Source organism: Pseudomonas sp. Root569, assembly GCF_001427465.1.
Classification (GTDB): Bacteria; Pseudomonadota; Gammaproteobacteria; order Pseudomonadales; family Pseudomonadaceae; genus Aquipseudomonas; species Aquipseudomonas synxantha.
Genome location: NZ_LMGQ01000001.1, coordinates 369,985 through 387,529, shown reverse-complemented (window position 1 = coordinate 387,529; position 17,545 = coordinate 369,985). Strand labels below are relative to the sequence as shown.

15 protein-coding genes are annotated in these 17,545 nt (G+C 60.9%); 12 read left to right on the top strand and 3 right to left on the bottom strand.

Features of this window, described 5'->3' with window-relative positions:
* Positions 1-6 precede the first annotated feature (6 nt).
* Together gatA and gatC are read right to left on the bottom strand one after the other, a co-directional pair.
* Positions 7-1,458: an Asp-tRNA(Asn)/Glu-tRNA(Gln) amidotransferase subunit GatA gene (gene gatA, locus ASD70_RS01810; protein ID WP_056845511.1), complete on the bottom strand. Its 1,452-nt coding sequence runs from the start codon at positions 1,456-1,458 to the stop codon at positions 7-9.
* Positions 1,459-1,474: 16 nt separating this feature from the next.
* Entirely contained in the window at positions 1,475-1,762 is a 288-nt protein-coding gene (gatC, locus tag ASD70_RS01805; protein ID WP_046070912.1) for an Asp-tRNA(Asn)/Glu-tRNA(Gln) amidotransferase subunit GatC, read from the bottom strand.
* Positions 1,763-1,972: 210 nt separating this feature from the next.
* Here gatC and mreB point away from each other — a divergent pair, with 210 nt between their 5' ends.
* From mreB to tldD, 8 genes are all read left to right on the top strand, one after another.
* Positions 1,973-3,010: a rod shape-determining protein MreB gene (mreB, locus tag ASD70_RS01800; RefSeq protein WP_002555108.1), complete on the top strand. Its 1,038-nt coding sequence runs from the start codon at positions 1,973-1,975 to the stop codon at positions 3,008-3,010.
* A gap of 138 nt (positions 3,011-3,148) precedes the next feature.
* Positions 3,149-4,240, top strand: a complete 1,092-nt coding sequence (mreC, locus tag ASD70_RS01795; RefSeq protein ID WP_082561397.1) for a rod shape-determining protein MreC — start codon at positions 3,149-3,151, stop codon at positions 4,238-4,240.
* Positions 4,240-4,728 carry a rod shape-determining protein MreD gene (gene mreD, locus ASD70_RS01790; protein ID WP_043048570.1) on the top strand — a complete coding sequence of 163 codons (489 nt, stop codon included), beginning with the start codon at positions 4,240-4,242 and terminating at the stop codon, positions 4,726-4,728. The genes mreC and mreD overlap by 1 nt, the downstream gene beginning before the upstream one ends.
* Before the next feature lie 50 nt (positions 4,729-4,778).
* Complete coding sequence (locus ASD70_RS01785; protein ID WP_046070914.1) at positions 4,779-5,375, top strand: Maf family protein; 597 nt, start codon at positions 4,779-4,781, stop codon at positions 5,373-5,375.
* A 70-nt stretch (positions 5,376-5,445) separates the two neighbouring features.
* Positions 5,446-6,903, top strand: a complete 1,458-nt coding sequence (rng, locus tag ASD70_RS01780; protein WP_046070915.1) for a ribonuclease G — start codon at positions 5,446-5,448, stop codon at positions 6,901-6,903.
* A gap of 78 nt (positions 6,904-6,981) precedes the next feature.
* Positions 6,982-10,797: a YhdP family protein gene (locus ASD70_RS01775; RefSeq protein ID WP_056845509.1), complete on the top strand. Its 3,816-nt coding sequence runs from the start codon at positions 6,982-6,984 to the stop codon at positions 10,795-10,797.
* A gap of 48 nt (positions 10,798-10,845) precedes the next feature.
* A complete protein-coding gene (locus ASD70_RS01770; protein WP_046070917.1) occupies positions 10,846-11,694 on the top strand; it encodes a carbon-nitrogen hydrolase family protein in 849 nt (282 codons plus the stop codon).
* 16 nt (positions 11,695-11,710) lie between these two features.
* Entirely contained in the window at positions 11,711-13,153 is a 1,443-nt protein-coding gene (gene tldD / locus ASD70_RS01765; RefSeq protein ID WP_046070918.1) for a metalloprotease TldD, read from the top strand.
* Positions 13,154-13,198: 45 nt separating this feature from the next.
* On the opposite strand, the gene yjgA is transcribed toward tldD, so the two are convergent.
* Positions 13,199-13,720: a ribosome biogenesis factor YjgA gene (gene yjgA, locus ASD70_RS01760; RefSeq protein WP_046070919.1), complete on the bottom strand. Its 522-nt coding sequence runs from the start codon at positions 13,718-13,720 to the stop codon at positions 13,199-13,201.
* Positions 13,721-13,828: 108 nt separating this feature from the next.
* Between yjgA and pmbA the strand changes: the two genes are divergently transcribed.
* The 4 genes from pmbA (at position 13,829) to ASD70_RS01740 (ending at position 17,544) form a co-directional block, all read left to right on the top strand.
* Positions 13,829-15,175 (top strand): metalloprotease PmbA, encoded by a 1,347-nt coding sequence (pmbA, locus tag ASD70_RS01755; protein ID WP_046070920.1) that lies wholly within the window; start codon positions 13,829-13,831, stop codon positions 15,173-15,175.
* 148 nt (positions 15,176-15,323) lie between these two features.
* Positions 15,324-15,719, top strand: a complete 396-nt coding sequence (locus ASD70_RS01750; RefSeq protein ID WP_046070921.1) for a hypothetical protein — start codon at positions 15,324-15,326, stop codon at positions 15,717-15,719.
* Positions 15,712-17,088 (top strand): class II fumarate hydratase, encoded by a 1,377-nt coding sequence (locus ASD70_RS01745; protein WP_056845508.1) that lies wholly within the window; start codon positions 15,712-15,714, stop codon positions 17,086-17,088. Before ASD70_RS01750 ends, ASD70_RS01745 begins: the two co-directional genes overlap by 8 nt.
* Positions 17,089-17,115: 27 nt before the next feature.
* Positions 17,116-17,544 (top strand): hypothetical protein, encoded by a 429-nt coding sequence (locus tag ASD70_RS01740; protein ID WP_046070923.1) that lies wholly within the window; start codon positions 17,116-17,118, stop codon positions 17,542-17,544.
* Position 17,545 lies beyond the last annotated feature (1 nt).

The window sequence follows — 17,545 nt, the reverse complement described above, 5'->3', positions numbered from 1 at the left end:
TTCTCCTCAGAAGCCGGTAGGGGTGCGGGTGTGCCAGTCGGTGTGCAACTGGTACTGGTGCGCCACATTGAGCAGGCGGCCTTCCTGGAAATACGGGGCGAGCAATTGCACGCCGACCGGCAGGCCATCGACGAAACCGGCGGGCATGGACAAGCCCGGCAAGCCCGCGAGGTTGGCGGTGATGGTGTAGAGGTCTTCCAGGTACTCGGCGATCGGGTCGCCGGTCTTGGCGCCGATCTTCCAGGCCGGGTTTGGCGTGGTTGGGCCGAGGATCACGTCGACTTCTTCAAAGGCGGCCATGAAGTCGTTCTTGATCAGGCGACGGATCTTTTGCGCCTTGAGGTAGTACGCGTCGTAGTAGCCAGCCGACAGGGCGTAGGCACCGACCATGATCCGGCGCTGGACTTCACTGCCGAAGCCTTCGCCACGGGAGCGTTTGTACAGGTCGGTGAGGTCCTTGGGGTTTTCGCAGCGGTAGCCGAAGCGCACGCCGTCGAAGCGCGACAGGTTGGAGGAAGCTTCTGCCGGCGCGATCACGTAGTAAGCGGGAATCGCATGCTGGTTGTTCGGCAGGCTGATTTCCTTGATGACGGCGCCGAGCTTTTCCAGCTCCTTGATGCTGTTTTGCACCAGGTCGGCGATACGCGGGTCGAGGCCGGCGCTGAAATACTCTTTTGGCACGCCAATGCGCAGGCCCTTGATCGAGGTGTTCAGGCTCGCGCTGTAGTCCGGCACCGGCTCATCGATACTGGTGGAGTCCTGTTTATCGAAGCCTGCCATGCCTTGTAACAATATCGCGCAGTCTTCGGCAGTGCGTGCCAACGGGCCGCCCTGATCCAGGCTGGAAGCGTAGGCGATCATGCCCCAGCGGGAAACGCGACCGTAGGTCGGCTTCAGGCCGGTGAGGTTGGTGAAGGCCGCCGGCTGGCGGATCGAGCCACCGGTGTCGGTAGCGGTGGCAGCCGGGAGGAAGCGCGCGGCAACGGCCGCGGCCGAACCACCGGACGAGCCACCCGGCACGTGTTCCAGGTTCCACGGGTTTTTCACCGCGCCGTAGTAGCTCGACTCGTTGGCCGAACCCATGGCGAATTCATCCATGTTGGTCTTGCCCAGGGTCACGGCCCCGGCAGCGGCCAGCTTGGCGACCACGGTGGCGTCGTAGGGGGCCTTGAAATTGTCGAGCATCTTCGAGCCGCAACTGGTGCGAATGCCCTGGGTGCAGAACAGGTCCTTGTGGGCGATCGGTGCGCCCAGCAGCGCGCCATTTTCACCGTTGGCGCGACGGGCGTCGGCGGCCTTGGCCTGGCTCAATGCCAGCTCCTCGGTGAGGCTGATGAAGCTGTTGACCTTGGGATCGTGCTCGGCGATACGCGCCAGCAGGGTCTGGGTCAGTTCTTCGGAAGAAAACGTTTTGTCGGCGAGACCGCGGGCGATCTCGGCCAGAGTCATGTGATGCATGAAAGGCTCTTTCCCTTTAGTCGATGACTTTCGGAACCAGGTACAGGCCGTTTTCGACCGCTGGCGCGATGGACTGGTAGGCCTCGCGATTATTTTGCTCGGTCACGACGTCTGCGCGCAGGCGCTGGCTGGCTTCCAGTGGGTGAGCCAGGGGCTCGATGCCGTCGGTATTCACGGCCTGCATTTGGTCGACCAGCCCGAGGATGCTATTCAGGGCTGCGGTGGTCTGTGGAAGATCGGCATCATTCAGGCCAAGCGAGGCCAGATGTGCGATTTTTTCCACGTCGGAGCGTTCAAGCGCCATGGGATTCTCCAGTGGAAAACAGAACGGAGGGCGTCCGTGTGTTAGATTGTCGGAACACTACCGCATTTCTACGGTCATAAGGCCGCGATTGTGGGGGTTGGTGCACAGAAAGTCGGCCAATTTAGCACATTGGCGCCTTGCCCAAAATCCCTGTCGTTGTTAGAGTTTGCCGCACTTTTTTACCCACGCGTTGCCTAGGGTCCCTTTCCCATGTTCAAGAAACTGCGTGGCATGTTTTCCAGCGATCTTTCCATTGACCTGGGCACTGCCAACACCCTTATTTACGTGCGCGAGCGCGGTATCGTCCTGAATGAGCCATCGGTTGTGGCCATTCGGACCCATGGTAATCAGAAAAGTGTCGTTGCCGTTGGCACCGAGGCCAAGCGCATGCTCGGCCGTACACCAGGCAATATTGCTGCCATTCGTCCGATGAAGGATGGCGTGATCGCCGATTTCAGCGTCTGCGAGAAGATGCTGCAGTACTTCATTAACAAGGTTCACGAAAACAGTTTCCTGCAGCCCAGCCCTCGTGTGCTGATCTGCGTCCCGTGCAAGTCTACCCAGGTGGAGCGTCGTGCCATCCGTGAGTCGGCCCTTGGTGCCGGTGCCCGCGAAGTGTTCCTGATCGAAGAGCCGATGGCGGCCGCGATCGGTGCCGGCCTGCCGGTTGAAGAAGCCCGCGGCTCGATGGTGGTGGATATCGGTGGTGGTACGACCGAAATCGCCCTGATTTCCCTGAATGGTGTGGTGTATGCCGAATCCGTACGCGTCGGCGGCGACCGCTTCGACGAAGCGATCATCACTTATGTGCGTCGTAACTACGGCAGCCTGATCGGCGAATCAACCGCCGAGCGCATCAAGCAGGAAATCGGCACCGCTTACCCGGGCGGCGAAGTTCGCGAAGTCGATGTTCGCGGTCGCAACCTGGCCGAAGGCGTTCCACGTGCCTTCACCCTGAACTCCAACGAAGTGCTTGAGGCTCTGCAGGAGTCCCTGGCCACCATCGTTCAGGCCGTGAAGAGCGCCCTGGAGCAATCGCCGCCGGAGCTGGCTTCGGATATCGCCGAGCGTGGCCTGGTGCTGACCGGTGGTGGCGCCTTGCTGCGCGATCTGGACAAGTTGCTGGCCCAGGAAACCGGCCTGCCGGTGATCGTCGCCGAAGACCCGCTGACCTGCGTTGCCCGCGGCGGTGGTCGTGCACTGGAAATGATGGATAAACACACCATGGACCTGCTTTCCAGCGAATAAGACGCCTGGAAGGTTCATGCATGGTCGGCAGGCAGCACTTTGCAGTGCTGCCTGTTGGCGTTTATCTTCTTCAATCTGCATCCAGGCCGGTTTGATGCCGTATGAATAAAGAGAACATTTGCCTGGGAGGAGCGGCCTATTAAACCGCTTTTCGCCAAAGGCCCCTCATTGGGCGTGCGCTTACTGGTGCTGGTCGTGCTTTCGGTCGCGCTGATGGTGGTCGATGCCCGCTTTGCACTGCTCAAGCCTGTGCGTAGCCAGATGTCGCTGGTGTTGATGCAGACCTACTGGATCACCGACCTGCCGCAACGTCTCTACCAGGGCGTGGCCAGCCAATTCGGCAGCCGCACCGAGCTGGTTGCCGAGAACGAAAAACTCAAGACTGAAAACCTGCTGCTGCAGGGGCGCATGCAAAAGCTGGCGGCCCTCACCGAGCAGAACGTTCGGCTGCGCGAGTTGCTCAACTCTTCGGCACTGGTCAACGAAAAGGTCGAAGTGGCCGAGTTGATCGGCATGGACCCCAACCCCTTTACCCATCGCATTATCATCAACAAGGGTGAACGCGACGGCGTGGTCCTCGGCCAGCCGGTGCTCGATGCCCGTGGCCTGATGGGCCAGGTGGTGGAGCTGATGCCCTACACCTCGCGGGTATTGCTGCTGACCGACACGACCCACAGCATTCCAGTGCAGGTCAATCGCAACGGTTTGCGTGCGATTGCCAGCGGCACCGGTAACCCGGAACGCCTGGAATTGCGCCATGTGGCCGACACCGCGGATATCAAGGAAGGCGATTTGCTGGTCAGCTCCGGTCTGGGCCAGCGTTTCCCGGCCGGCTACCCGGTGGCGACGGTCAAGGAAGTGATCCACGATTCCGGCCAGCCGTTCGCTATTGTGCGGGCCGTGCCGACTGCCGCGCTCAATCGCAGCCGCTACCTGCTGCTGGTGTTCAGCGACAACCGCACCCCGGAAGAGCGCGCCAACGACGCCGCCCAGGCCCAGGAGGCGGAAGACAAGCAGAACGGCACTGTGCCGGTCGTGCCGGCCACGGTGCCGAAACCGGCGTTCGTTGGCCCGCCAGCCCCTGCTACCGTACCCGCAGCGGCGGCGCCTGTTGCAACGCCGGCCAAACCGGCCTCGCATAACGCTCGCCCAGCCAAGTCGGCTGCGTCTAAACCGCCGGCCACGACGCCAACCGCCACTGCGGCCCCCACACGGCAGAGGGAGGAATAATGGCTAGTACTCATTCGCGTAATGGCTGGATCGTCTGGCTGACCTTCGCCATTGGCCTGTTACTCAGCGTTTCGCCACTGCCGCAATTCATGGAAATCCTGCGCCCGCTCTGGCTGGCCTTGCTGTTGGCGTTCTGGTCGCTGAACCTGCCGCACAAGGTGGGCATGGTCACGGCGATGTGCCTGGGCTTGGCGGAGGATGTGCTCTATGGCACCTTGCTGGGCCAGAACGCGTTGATCCTGACCCTGATTACCTTCCTGGTGCTGTCGTTGCAGCAGCGCTTGCGCATGTTCCCGATGTGGCAGCAGTGCCTGGTGATCCTGGTGATCTTCGGCCTGGCGCAGTTGGTCCAGTTGTGGCTCAGTGCCTTGACCGGCAATCGCCAGCCGACCCTGGCGTTGGTCTTACCGGCCCTGGTCAGCGCATTGCTGTGGCCCTGGATCAGTTTTGGCCTGCGTGGGCTGCGCCGTCGCTATAAAATCAATTGAATGGTTGCGAGGCTCTGCCTGGTTATCAAACCCCACAGGGAGAGGCTGCAATGAATTCGCTTTATCTGGCCTCGGGCTCCCCGCGGCGACGTGAGCTGTTGAACCAGATCGGTGTGCCTTTCACCGTGGTCAGCGCCGCTATTGATGAAACACCTCTTACCCACGAACCCGCCGTTACCTATGTCGAGCGTCTTGCGCGCGGCAAGGCAACGGCGGGTTTTGTTGCGCTTGGCCAACCTTCGGGCGCCTGCGTATTGGGCGCCGATACGGCGGTGATTATTGACGGCCAGATCCTGGGCAAACCCGTGGACCAGGCCGATGCGCTGGCAATGCTGATGGCCCTTTCCGGCCGCGAGCATGAAGTGCTCACTGCGATTGCCCTCACCGACGGCCAGCGCTGCGAAACCCGATATGTAAGCAGTCTTGTACGTTTTCGCCAGGTTTCTGTCGAAGAGGCTACAACCTACTGGCACAGTGGCGAACCCCAGGACAAGGCCGGCGGCTATGCTATCCAGGGCCTGGGTTCGGTGTTCGTTGCCGGCCTCAATGGCAGTTATTCTGCGGTGGTTGGCCTACCGGTGTGCGAAACCGCGCAACTGCTCGCCCAATTCGGCATACCCTGTTGGCAAAACCTTACCGTGCGCTGAACGCCGTATTCCAGCGCCAAGCCTTGAGCGACCGGTCACTATTGTGAAAACGCCTGAACGAGACCCAGCCATGAGTGAAGAGATTCTGATCAATATCACGCCGATGGAATCGCGCGTGGCGGTGGTAGAGAACGGTGTTCTGCAAGAAGTGCATGTGGAACGCACCCAGAAGCGCGGGATCGTCGGCAATATCTATAAAGGCAAGGTGGTGCGCGTATTGCCGGGCATGCAGGCGGCATTCGTCGATATCGGCCTGGACCGTGCAGCATTCATCCATGCTTCGGAAATTTCCCTGCGTGAAGGCCCGGCAGTGGAAAGCATCAGTGCCCTGGTGCATGAAGGGCAGAGCCTGGTGGTGCAAGTCACCAAAGACCCCATCGGTTCCAAGGGCGCACGCTTGACCACTCAGCTGTCGATTCCATCGCGCTACCTGGTGTACATGCCGCGCACCGCCCATGTGGGCATTTCCCTGAAGATCGAAGACGAAGCCGAGCGCGACCGACTCAAAAAGGTGGTCAGCGATTGCGTCGCCGCTGAGGGCATCAAAGAAGCGGGTGGTTTTATCCTGCGTACCGCCGCCGAGGGCGCCGGAGCTGATGAAATCCTTATGGATATCCGCTACCTGCGGCGCCTGTGGGACCAGATCGACGCACAGATCAAGACCATCGGCGCTCCCAGCGTGATTTATGAAGATCTCGGCCTGGCGCTGCGCACGCTGCGTGACCTGGTCAGCCCGAAGATTGAGAAAATCCGCATCGACTCGCGGGAAACCTTCCAGCGCACTACACAATTCGTTGCCGAGCTGATGCCGGAAATTGCCGACCGCCTGGAGCATTACCCCGGCGAGCGGCCGATCTTCGACCTGTATGGCGTCGAAGACGAAATCCAGAAAGCCCTCGAGCGCAAAGTGCCGCTCAAGTCCGGCGGCTATCTGGTGGTGGACCCGGCCGAGGCCATGACCACCATCGACGTCAACACTGGTGCATTCGTAGGCCATCGCAACCTTGAAGAGACCATCTTCAAGACCAATCTTGAAGCCGCCACCGCTATCGCTCGCCAGCTGCGCCTGCGCAACCTCGGCGGCATCATCATCATCGACTTCATCGACATGGAAGATGAAGAGCACCAGCGCCAGGTGCTGCGTACCCTCGAGAAGCAGCTGGAGCGCGATCACGCCAAGACCAACATCATCGGCATCACCGAGCTGGGCCTGGTGCAAATGACCCGCAAGCGCACCCGCGAAAGCCTGGAGCAGGTGCTGTGCGAGCCGTGCAGCAGTTGCCAGGGCCGCGGTAAGTTGAAGACGCCGGAAACCGTTTGCTACGAGATTTTCCGCGAAATCCTGCGCGAGGCGCGCGCCTACCAGGCCGAAGGTTATAGAGTGCTTGCCAACCAGAAAGTGGTCGATCGCCTGCTGGACGAAGAGTCCGGCAACGTTGCCGAGCTGGAAAGTTTTATCGGTCGCACGATTCGCTTCCAGGTTGAAACCATGTATTCCCAGGAACAATACGACGTGGTGCTGCTCTGATCCCCAATTGCGTGTTTTATCCGAGACCGGCAGACCTTGATCTGCCGTCCGCCAACTGTTTTTTGAGGGTCGCCTGACATGGAGCGTCTGATACGCTTTTTTGCCGCTTTGACCCGCTGGGGCCTGGGCCTGTGCGCGTTGCTGCTGGTATTGGCGGCGGTATACGTGAGCCTGGGGCGTGAGTTGAGCCCTCTGGTGGCTGAATACCGCGCCGAAATCGAAGCCAAGGCCCAGGCCGCCGTGGAGACGCCTTTGCATATCGGCAGCCTTGAAGGCCGTTGGAGCGGGTTTGCTCCGGTATTGCTGGCCCACGACGTCATGGTCGGCGAGGGCAGCAGTGCCTTGCGTCTTGACCAGGTGGAGGTTGTGCCGGATATGTGGGCCAGCCTGATGGCCCGTCAAGTGCGTATCGCCCACCTGGAAGTCAGTGGCCTGCAACTGAGCGTCAAGGAAGACAAGGATGGGCGCTGGACGCTGCAAGGCTTGCCGGTGCAGGACGACCAGCCGCTGGACCCGCAGCAGTTGCTGACGCGCATGCAAATGGTCAAGCGCGTGTCGGTGCTGGACAGCCAGGTCACCTTGCAACCCTTCGACCAGGCACCAGTGACCGTAACGTACGTGGGCCTGAGCCTGCACACCGGCATGAGCCAACAGCGCCTGGATGCACGCCTGACCCTGCCCGACGGCCAACCGCTTGCTGTCAGCCTGCGTAGCCACATCCGCGCCAGCCAATGGAAAGACGCCGAGGTCGATGCCTATCTGAGCTTGCCGCAAAGCGACTGGGCCAAGTGGATTCCCGCCAAACTGACCCGGCAATGGAAGCTCACTCAGTTCAAGGCCGGTGGCGAGTTTTGGCTCAGTTGGGCCAAAGGCACCGTACAAAGCGCTGCGGTGCGCCTCAATTCCCCGCAAGTGAATGGCAGCTACGCCGACCGCAAGCCTGTGCATCTGGAAAACCTGGCCCTGACCGCCTACCTGCAACGCAGCGACAGCGGCCTCAAGGTGCTGTTTGATTCGCTGGCGATGACTATCGGTGAGACCCGCTGGGAGTCGCGCCTGCAATTACAGCAGAGCCTGGCGACCGATAAGGCTCAGGAAGTGTGGAACCTGCAGGCCGATCGTCTCGACCTGACACCCATCACGCCACTGCTCAATGCCTTGGCGCCGTTGCCGGAAGGCGTTGCCAAGACCGTCGAGCACTTGAAGGCCACGGGCCTGCTGCGCAATGTGCTGGTGGACTTCAGACCCCAGGACACCACCGACCAGAAAGTCAGTTTTGCCGCAAACCTTGAGCGTGTAGGCTTCGACGCGTATTTCGGCGCGCCGGCTGCGCGCAATGTGTCTGGCAGCATCAGTGGCGACCTGGGCCATGGCGAGCTGCGCATGGACAGCAAGGACTTTTCCCTGCACCTGGACCCGATCTTCGCCAAGCCCTGGCAGTACATCCAGGCCAACGCACGCCTGACCTGGAAACTGGATAAACAGGGTTTCACCCTGATTGCCCCGTATATCAAGGTGCTGGGGGAGGAGGGCAAGGTTGCTGCAGACTTCCTGATCCGCCTGCACTTCGATCATAGTCAGGAAGACTACATGGACCTGCGGGTCGGGATGGTCGATGGCGATGGCCGTTTCACCCCCAAGTACCTGCCCGCCGTGTTGAGCCCGGCGCTGGATGAGTGGCTGCGTACGGCAATCCTCAAGGGCGCCGTGGATGAAGGGTTCTTCCAGTATCAAGGCTCCCTGAACCACGACGCGCTGCCGGCGTCGCGCAACATCAGTCTGTTCTTCAAGGTGCATGATGCCGAGTTGGCCTTCCAGCCGGGTTGGCCCCATGTTGACAAGGTCAACGGTGAAGTCTTCGTCGAGGAAAGCGGTGTGCGCATCCTGGCAAGCAAGGGCCAGTTGCTCGATACCCAGGTTAAGGACGTCTACGTCAACATTCCCCACGCGCCGGCCGGCCAGGACAGTCACCTGCTGCTCACTGGCGGGTTCTCCGGCGGCTTGGGCGATGGCTTGAAAATTCTCCAGGAAGCGCCCATTGGCACCGCGTCCACGTTCGCTGGCTGGAAAGGCGAGGGCGGCCTGCAGGGCAGCCTGGACCTGGACGTGCCCCTGGCCAAGGGCACCGAGCCCAAGATCGTGGTTGACTTCAAGACCGACAAGGCGCGCTTGCAATTGGCCGAGCCGACCCTGGACCTGACCCAGCTCAAAGGCAATTTCCGTTTTGACAGTGCCAAGGGCCTGAGCGGGCAGAACATCTCGGCCCAGGCCTTCGACCGGCCGATCACTGCGCAGATTTTTGCCGAAGGCAAGCCGGGCGATATCAGCACCCGCGTGACCGCCAACGGCCAGGTAACGGTCAAGCGCCTCACGGATTGGTTGAACGTCAGCCAGCCACTGCCGGTGTCCGGGGATATCCCGTACCAGTTACAAGTCATCCTGGACGGCGCAGACAGCCAGTTGATGGTCAACTCCAATCTCAAGGGTGTCGCCGTGGACTTGCCGGCGCCATTCGGCATGCCGGCCAGCCAGGGGCGCGACAGTACCTTCCGCATGACCTTGCAGGGGGCTGAGCGCCGTTACTGGTTTGATTACGGCGAGCTGGCAAACTTCACCTTTGCTGCGCCGCCGGACAAATTCAATGACGGGCGCGGCGAATTGTTCCTCGGCAATGGCGATGCCGTGCTGCCCGGTGCAAAGGGACTGCGCATTCGTGGTGTGTTGTCGGAACTGGATATCGACCCGTGGAAAAAACTCGTGGATCGCTACGCGGGGAATGACCCGGGCGGCAATGCCAAGCAGTTGCTCAGTGGCGCCGATTTCAAAGTGGGCAAGTTGACCGGGTTCGGCACCCAGTTTGACCAGGTCAGCTTACAGCTGGGTCGCAAGACCGCTGCCTGGGGGCTGCAATTTGATAGCCAGCAGGCCAAGGGCACGGTGAATCTGCCCGACGCCAACGGTGCGCCGATTGCGGTCAACCTCAACTATGTAAAATTGCCAGCAGTGGACCCGACGGTACAGGCGGACGAAAACGCGCCCGATCCGCTGGCCGATATCGACCCCAAGAGCATTCCGGCACTGGATATCGCCATCGACCAGCTCTTCCAGGGGCCGGACTTGGTGGGGGCGTGGTCATTGAAGATCCGTCCGACCGCCAAGGGCATGGCCTTCAATAACCTCGACCTGGGCCTCAAGGGCATGCAGCTCAAGGGTGCCGGCGGCTGGGAAGGGGCGCCGGGCGCCAGCAGCAGTTGGTACAAGGGTCGCCTGGACGGCAAGAACATTGCCGATGTGCTCAAGGGCTGGGGTTTTGCCCCGACGGTGACCAGCGAAGATTTCCATCTGGACGTGGATGGCCGTTGGCCGGGTTCGCCGGCCTGGGTTGGGCCCAAGCGCTTCTCCGGCAGCCTGGATGCGGCATTCCGTAAAGGCCAGTTCGTCGAAGTGGAGGGGGGCGCGCAGGCGTTGCGGGTGTTTGGCCTGCTCAACTTCAATTCCATTGGCCGGCGTTTGCGTCTGGACTTTTCCGACCTGCTTGGCAAGGGCTTGAGTTACGACCGGGTCAAGGGCTTGCTGGCCGCCAGTAATGGCGTGTTCGTGACCCGTGAGCCCATCACCATGACCGGGCCCTCTACCAATCTGGAGCTCAACGGTACCCTGGACCTGGTGGCTGATCGCGTCGACGCCAAGTTGCTGGTGACCTTGCCGGTGACCAACAACCTGCCCATCGCGGCGCTGATTGTCGGTGCACCAGCTATTGGCGGCGCGTTGTTCCTGATCGACAAACTGATCGGTGATCGGGTTTCGCGCTTTGCCAGTGTGCAATACAAGGTACAGGGCCCCTGGAAGGATCCGAAAATCACCTTCGACAAGCCATTTGAAAAGCCAAACTGAGAGCCTGTGGAGTAGCATGGCCCCATGCCCTGTATGGAGTGTCGGCCCATGTCTTTTGCAGTAATCCAAATGGTCAGCCAGAGTGACGTGCTGGCTAATCTCACCCAGGCGCGCCGCCTGCTGGAGCAAGCGGCGGCGGGTGGCGCGAAACTCGCGGTACTGCCGGAAAACTTCGCTGCGATGGGTCGCCGTGACGTGGCCGATATCGGCCGCGCCGAGGCCCTGGGTGAAGGCCCGATCCTGCCATGGTTGAAACAGGCCGCCCGTGACCTCACCTTATGGATAGTGGCCGGTACATTGCCGTTGCCGCCCAAGGACCAACCCCACGCCAAGTCCAACGCTTGCTCGCTGCTGATCAATGATCAGGGTGAAATTGTCGCTCGTTACGACAAGCTGCACCTGTTTGATGTGGACGTCGCGGATGCTCGTGGTCGTTATCGCGAATCTGACGACTATGCTTTCGGAAGCAATGTGGTGGTGGCGGATACGCCAGTGGGGCGTTTGGGGCTGACGGTGTGCTACGACTTGCGCTTCCCCGAGCTGTATAGCGAGTTACGCGCTGCGGGGGCTGAATTGATTACCGCGCCCTCGGCCTTTACGGCGGTGACCGGGGCCGCCCATTGGGATGTGCTGATTCGGGCGCGGGCCATCGAAACCCAGTGCTACCTGCTGGCGGCCGCTCAAGGTGGCGTGCACCCAGGCCCACGGGAAACCCATGGCCACGCGGCGATTGTCGACCCTTGGGGGCGGGTGCTGGCACAACAGGATCAAGGCGAAGCGGTGTTGCTGGCCGAACGCGATAGCAGTGAACAGGCGTCGATAAGGGCGCGCATGCCGGTGGTCAGCCATCGGCGCTTTTTCTCGCAGGGCGCGCAGCGGCCTGCTTCAGAACGATGAATTTAAGGCCAAACCTATGAGCGAGTTGTTGTCCTCAGTCAGTGAACACCTCCTGGCACCCGGTGGCGTGACCATCGAAAGTCTGCAAACCGTGCTGGGCGATCTGGCCGGGCCGGGCATCGATGCCGCCGACCTGTATTTCCAGGGGCAGATCTCCGAATCCTGGTCGCTGGAAGACGGCATCGTCAAGGAAGGCAGTTTCAATCTTGACCAGGGCGTCGGCGTGCGTGCGCAATCCGGTGAAAAAACCGGCTTTGCCTACAGTAATGCGATTACCCTGGAAGCCCTGGGCCTGGCGGCGCGTGCGGCACGTTCGATTTCCCGTGCCGGCCAGAACGGTACGGTGCAGGCGTTCAGCACCCAGGACGTGACGCAGTTGTACGCGCCGGATAACCCCTTGGAAGTGATCAGCCGTGCCGAAAAGGTCGAGCTGCTCAAGCGTGTCGACGCGGCCACCCGCGCCCTGGACTCGCGTATCCAGCAAGTGACCGTGAGCATGGCTGGCGTGTGGGAGCGCATCCTCGTCGCCTCCACCGACGGCGGGTTGGCGGCGGATGTGCGGCCGCTGGTGCGTTTCAATGTGAGTGTGATCGTCGAGCAGAACGGTCGCCGCGAGCGTGGTGGCCATGGCGGTGGCGGGCGCACCGACTACCGTTACTTCCTCGCTGACGACCGTGCCATGGGCTATGCCCGTGAGGCGCTGCGCCAGGCCCTGGTGAACCTGGAAGCGATTCCGGCGCCCGCCGGTACCTTGCCGGTGGTGCTTGGCTCGGGTTGGTCCGGTGTGTTGCTCCACGAAGCCGTGGGCCACGGCCTGGAGGGCGACTTTAATCGCAAGGGCAGTTCCGCCTACAGTGGGCGCATGGGCGAAATGGTTGCATCCAAGCTGTGCACCATTGTCGATGACGGCACCCTGGCCGGTCGCCGGGGTTCGTTGAGCGTTGATGACGAAGGGACACCGACCGAGTGCACCACCCTGATCGAAAACGGCGTGCTCAAGGGCTATATGCAAGACAAGCTCAACGCTCGGCTGATGGGTGTGGCACGCACCGGTAACGGCCGCCGCGAATCCTACGCGCACCTGCCTATGCCGCGCATGACCAATACCTACATGCTTGGCGGCCAAAGCGATCCGGCGGAAATCATCGCCTCGGTGAAACGTGGCATCTACTGCGCCAACCTCGGCGGTGGCCAGGTGGATATCACCAGCGGCAAGTTTGTGTTCTCCACCAGCGAGGCATATTTAATCGAAGACGGCAAGATTACCGCGCCGGTCAAAGGGGCGACGCTGATCGGTAACGGGCCGGAAGCGATGAGCAAGGTGTCGATGGTCGGTAATGACCTGTCGCTGGACAGCGGCGTGGGCACGTGCGGCAAGGATGGGCAGTCGGTGCCGGTAGGCGTAGGCCAGCCAACCCTGAAAATTGACGCGATTACCGTGGGTGGCACGGGGTCGTAAAGGATGGAGCTTCGGGTGGCGCAGGCCGCCACCCGGGGAAGAGGATCAGCGCAGACCGCGTTGAGTCTCGTCCAGCTCACGAATGTACTTGAAGATTTTACGGCTGGTGGCCGGCGCCTTGTTATGCGCCAGTTCGTGTTGGGCCTGACGGATCAGGGAGCGCAGTTGCTGGCGGTCCGCGTCCGGGTAGTCCAGCACGAATTTCTCCAGCACGGCGTCATCGCCCGCGATCAGGCGGTCACGCCAACGTTCCAGGTTATGGAAGCGTTCGTTGTACTGGCGAGTGGAGGCATCAGTTTGATCGAGCAAGGCCAGAATCGCGTCAATGTCCTGATCGCGCATCAGTTTGCCAATAAACATGATGTGCCGTTTACGCGCGATATTCGCGCTGTGTTTGGGCGCATCCGCCAAGGCCCGGCGCATTTCGTCGGTCAGTGGCAGTTTGGCAATCAACTCTTTTTTGAGCGTTGTGAGGCGCTCGCCCAGGTCAACCAGCGCATGCAGCTCGCGCTTGACCTGGGTTTTGCTTTTCTCCCCATCGAGGGAGTCGTCGTAAGAATCAACCATGGTGGCAGTCCGCAAAGAAACGCCGCCATGATAACCAGTCGGGGGCCGCTTGTCCGGCCCGGTCGCTCGATGGCCTTAACCGAAAGCAGAATTTGAGTGGAGAAAACCATGAGTGCAGCCCAAAGCGTCGGTCCGCAAGCGTTACCGGCACTGCAGGAACAAGTCGAGCAGATCCTTGCCGAGGCCAAGCGCCAGGGGGCCAGTGCCTGTGAAGTAGCGGTGTCGCTGGAGCAGGGGTTGTCGACGTCGGTGCGCCAGCGAGAAGTGGAAACCGTCGAGTTCAATCGCGACCAGGGGTTCGGTATCACCTTGTACGCAGGCCAGCGCAAAGGCTCGGCAAGCACCTCAGCCAGTGGCCCGGAGGCCATTCGCGAGACCGTTGCCGCAGCACTGGCGATTGCCAGGCACACGTCCGAAGATGAAAGCTCGGGGCTGGCCGATAAGGCGCTGATGGCCAGGGACGTACAGGATTTTGACCTGTTCCACGCCTGGGACATCACCCCCGAGCAAGCCATCGAGCAGGCGCTGGTCTGCGAGGCGGCGGCCTTCGATACCGACGCCCGGATCAAGAATGCCGACGGCACTACGCTGAGCACCCACCAGGGCTGCCGCGTTTACGGCAACAGCCATGGCTTTATCGGTGGATATGCTTCGACGCGTCACAGCCTCAGTTGCGTGATGATCGCCGAAGCCAACGGCCAGATGCAGCGCGATTACTGGTACGACGTGAATCGCCAGGGCGATTTGTTGGCGGACCCCGTCAGCATTGGCCAGCGTGCTGCGCAACGTGCCGCCAGCCGTCTCGGTGCGCGCCCGGTGCCGACGTGCGAAGTGCCGGTGCTGTTTTCCGCAGAGCTGGCCGGTGGTTTGTTCGGTAGCTTCCTTGGCGCTATTTCCGGGGGCAACCTGTATCGCAAGTCTTCGTTTCTTGAAGGCGCAATCGGCCAGAAGCTGTTTCCAGAGTGGCTGACCATCGACGAGCGCCCGCACCTGATGCGGGCCATGGGCAGTTCGTCATTCGACGGCGATGGCCTGGCGACCTATGCCAAGCCATTTGTCGAAAAGGGCGAGTTGGTCTCCTATGTATTGGGCACTTATGCCGGTCGCAAGCTTGGCCTGCCAAGCACCGCCAACTCCGGCGGCGTGCATAACCTGTTCGTTACCCATGGTGATGAAGACCAGGCTGCGTTGCTGCGGCGCATGGGGCGTGGGTTGCTGGTCACCGAATTGATGGGCCACGGCCTGAATATGGTCACCGGTGATTACTCTCGCGGCGCGGCGGGGTTCTGGGTGGAAAATGGCGAGATTCAGTTCGCCGTCCAGGAAGTGACGATTGCCGGCAATATGCGCGATATGTTCAAGCAGATCGTTGCCGTGGGTAATGACCTGGAACTGCGCAGCAATATTCGCACAGGTTCAGTGCTCATCGAGCGGATGACTGTCGCTGGCAGCTAACCCCCCTCCAGCACTCAATAAAAGGCGCGCCATCCTTTGGATGGCGCGCCTTTTTTATGGCTTGGTCATGGGAGGATCAATCTGTCGCTCTTGTTTTGATTCTCAATATCATTTAATAATAAATATCATTACCGAGTGAGTGTGGATCATGAGTTCTGTCCTGCATGAGGATCCTTACCTGGAAAGCTGGCGTTGGATGAGCCGCCAGATACGCTGCGGCCTCGATCCCGATGAACCGCGGCTGATCGAGCATTACCTCAATGAAGGTCGATACCTGGCGTGTTGCACCGCGACCCATCCGTGGACGATCGCCGAAACCTCATTCCGCCTGTTGATCGACACCGCCAGCGATATCGCGCTGCCCTGGCATTGGCGCTCCATGTGCCTGGACCAGGCCTGGCGCCCGCTGCGCGACCTGGAACGACTCTCCCATTGCCCCTGCCGCCTCAAGCGCTGGCAGTCCTTTGCCTGGCAACTGGCGACTTGCCAATTGCTGCCCTCCATTTCTGTGTCTGACCTTGTGCAAGGATCTTCCGATGAGTAATACCCGTATCGAACGCGACAGCATGGGCGAGTTGAAAGTCCCCGCAGAAGCCTTGTATGGCGCCCAGACCCAGCGTGCGGTGAACAATTTCCCCATCAGTCATCAACGCATGCCGGCGCAATTCATTCGCGCCCTGATCCTGGCCAAGACCGCCGCGGCCAAGGTCAACGTTGACCTCAAGCAAATCAGCGAAGGGCAGGGCAAGGCCATTGTCGATGCTGCCCAAGGCTTGCTGGAAGGCGACTACATGCAGCACTTCCCGGTGGACATCTTCCAGACCGGTTCCGGCACCAGCTCCAACATGAACGCCAATGAAGTGATTGCCACCCTTGCCAGCCGTTTGCTTGGCGAGACGGTAAACCCCAATGACCACGTCAATTGCGGCCAAAGCAGCAACGACATCATCCCTACCACCATTCACGTCAGCGCAGCGTTGGTCCTGCATGAACAAACGCTGCCGGCCCTGCTGCACCTGGTGCGGGTGATAGAGCAAAAGGCCGAGGAGGTTCACCCGTTCATCAAGACCGGCCGTACACATCTCATGGACGCCATGCCAGTACGCATGAGCCAGGTGCTCAATGGCTGGGCGCAGCAGCTCAAGGCCAATATCGGTCACTTGCAGGACCTGCTTGCGGCCTTGCAAGCGCTGGCCCAGGGCGGTACCGCCGTGGGCACCGGGATCAACGCGCACCCCGAGTTTGCCGGGCGTTTCAGCCAGCAACTGAGCCGCTTGACCGGGGTGAAGTTCACTCCAGGCACGAATCTGTTTGCGCTGATTGGCTCCCAGGACACCGCCGTTGCCGTCTCTGGCCAGTTGAAAGCCACGGCCGTCTCGCTGATGAAGATCGCCAACGACCTGCGCTGGATGAACTCCGGCCCACTCGCCGGCCTCGGTGAAATCGAGCTGGAAGGCTTACAGCCGGGCTCGTCGATCATGCCGGGCAAGGTCAACCCGGTGATCCCGGAAGCCACAGCCATGGTAGCCGCCCAAGTCATCGGCAATGACACGGTGATCACCGTGGCCGGTCAATCGGGCAACTTCGAGCTGAACGTGATGCTGCCGATCATCGCCCAGAACCTGCTCAGCAGCCTTGAATTGATCGCCAATTCCAGCCGTTTGCTGGCGGACAAGGCCATTGCCAGTTTCAAGGTCAACGAGGCCAAGCTCAAGGAGGCGCTGTCGCGCAACCCGATCCTGGTCACCGCACTCAACCCGATCATTGGTTACCAAAAAGCCGCTGAAATCGCCAAGAAGGCTTATCAGCAAGGCCGGCCGGTGATCGATGTCGCCCTCGAGCACACCGACCTGCCACGCAGCCAACTGGAAGTCCTGCTGGACCCGGAGAAGCTCACGGCCGGCGGCGTGTAACCAACGACCCTGCTTTGGAGGCTCACTATGGAGCACTGGAAACGCACGATCGAACGAGCCAATCGCTGTTTTATGGCGGGCGAGCTGGTTGACGCCCGCGAGGCCTATCTGCAAGCCCTGGCCCTGGCCCAAGTGTTGTTCGAACGCTGGGCGGATGCCGACGAAGCAGTGGCGGCTTGCGTCATTTCCCATCACAACCTGGCGGACTTGCACTTGCGCCTGAACCAACCAGAGGAAAGCGCGGAATACCTCTGTGCCATCCACCAGCGCCTGTTGCAGACCATGCAGGACCCACGCCTGAACCCGCAATTACGCGAGGCAGCATTGCGCCAGAGCAGCAAGACCTATGTCGAACTGTTGAACTTCATCAGCGATCACGGCGAGTACCCGCGTACCCATCGCTTGTTGGGCGCTGCTGCGCCGCAATCGTCCACGTCTCAATACGGAGCACATTGAT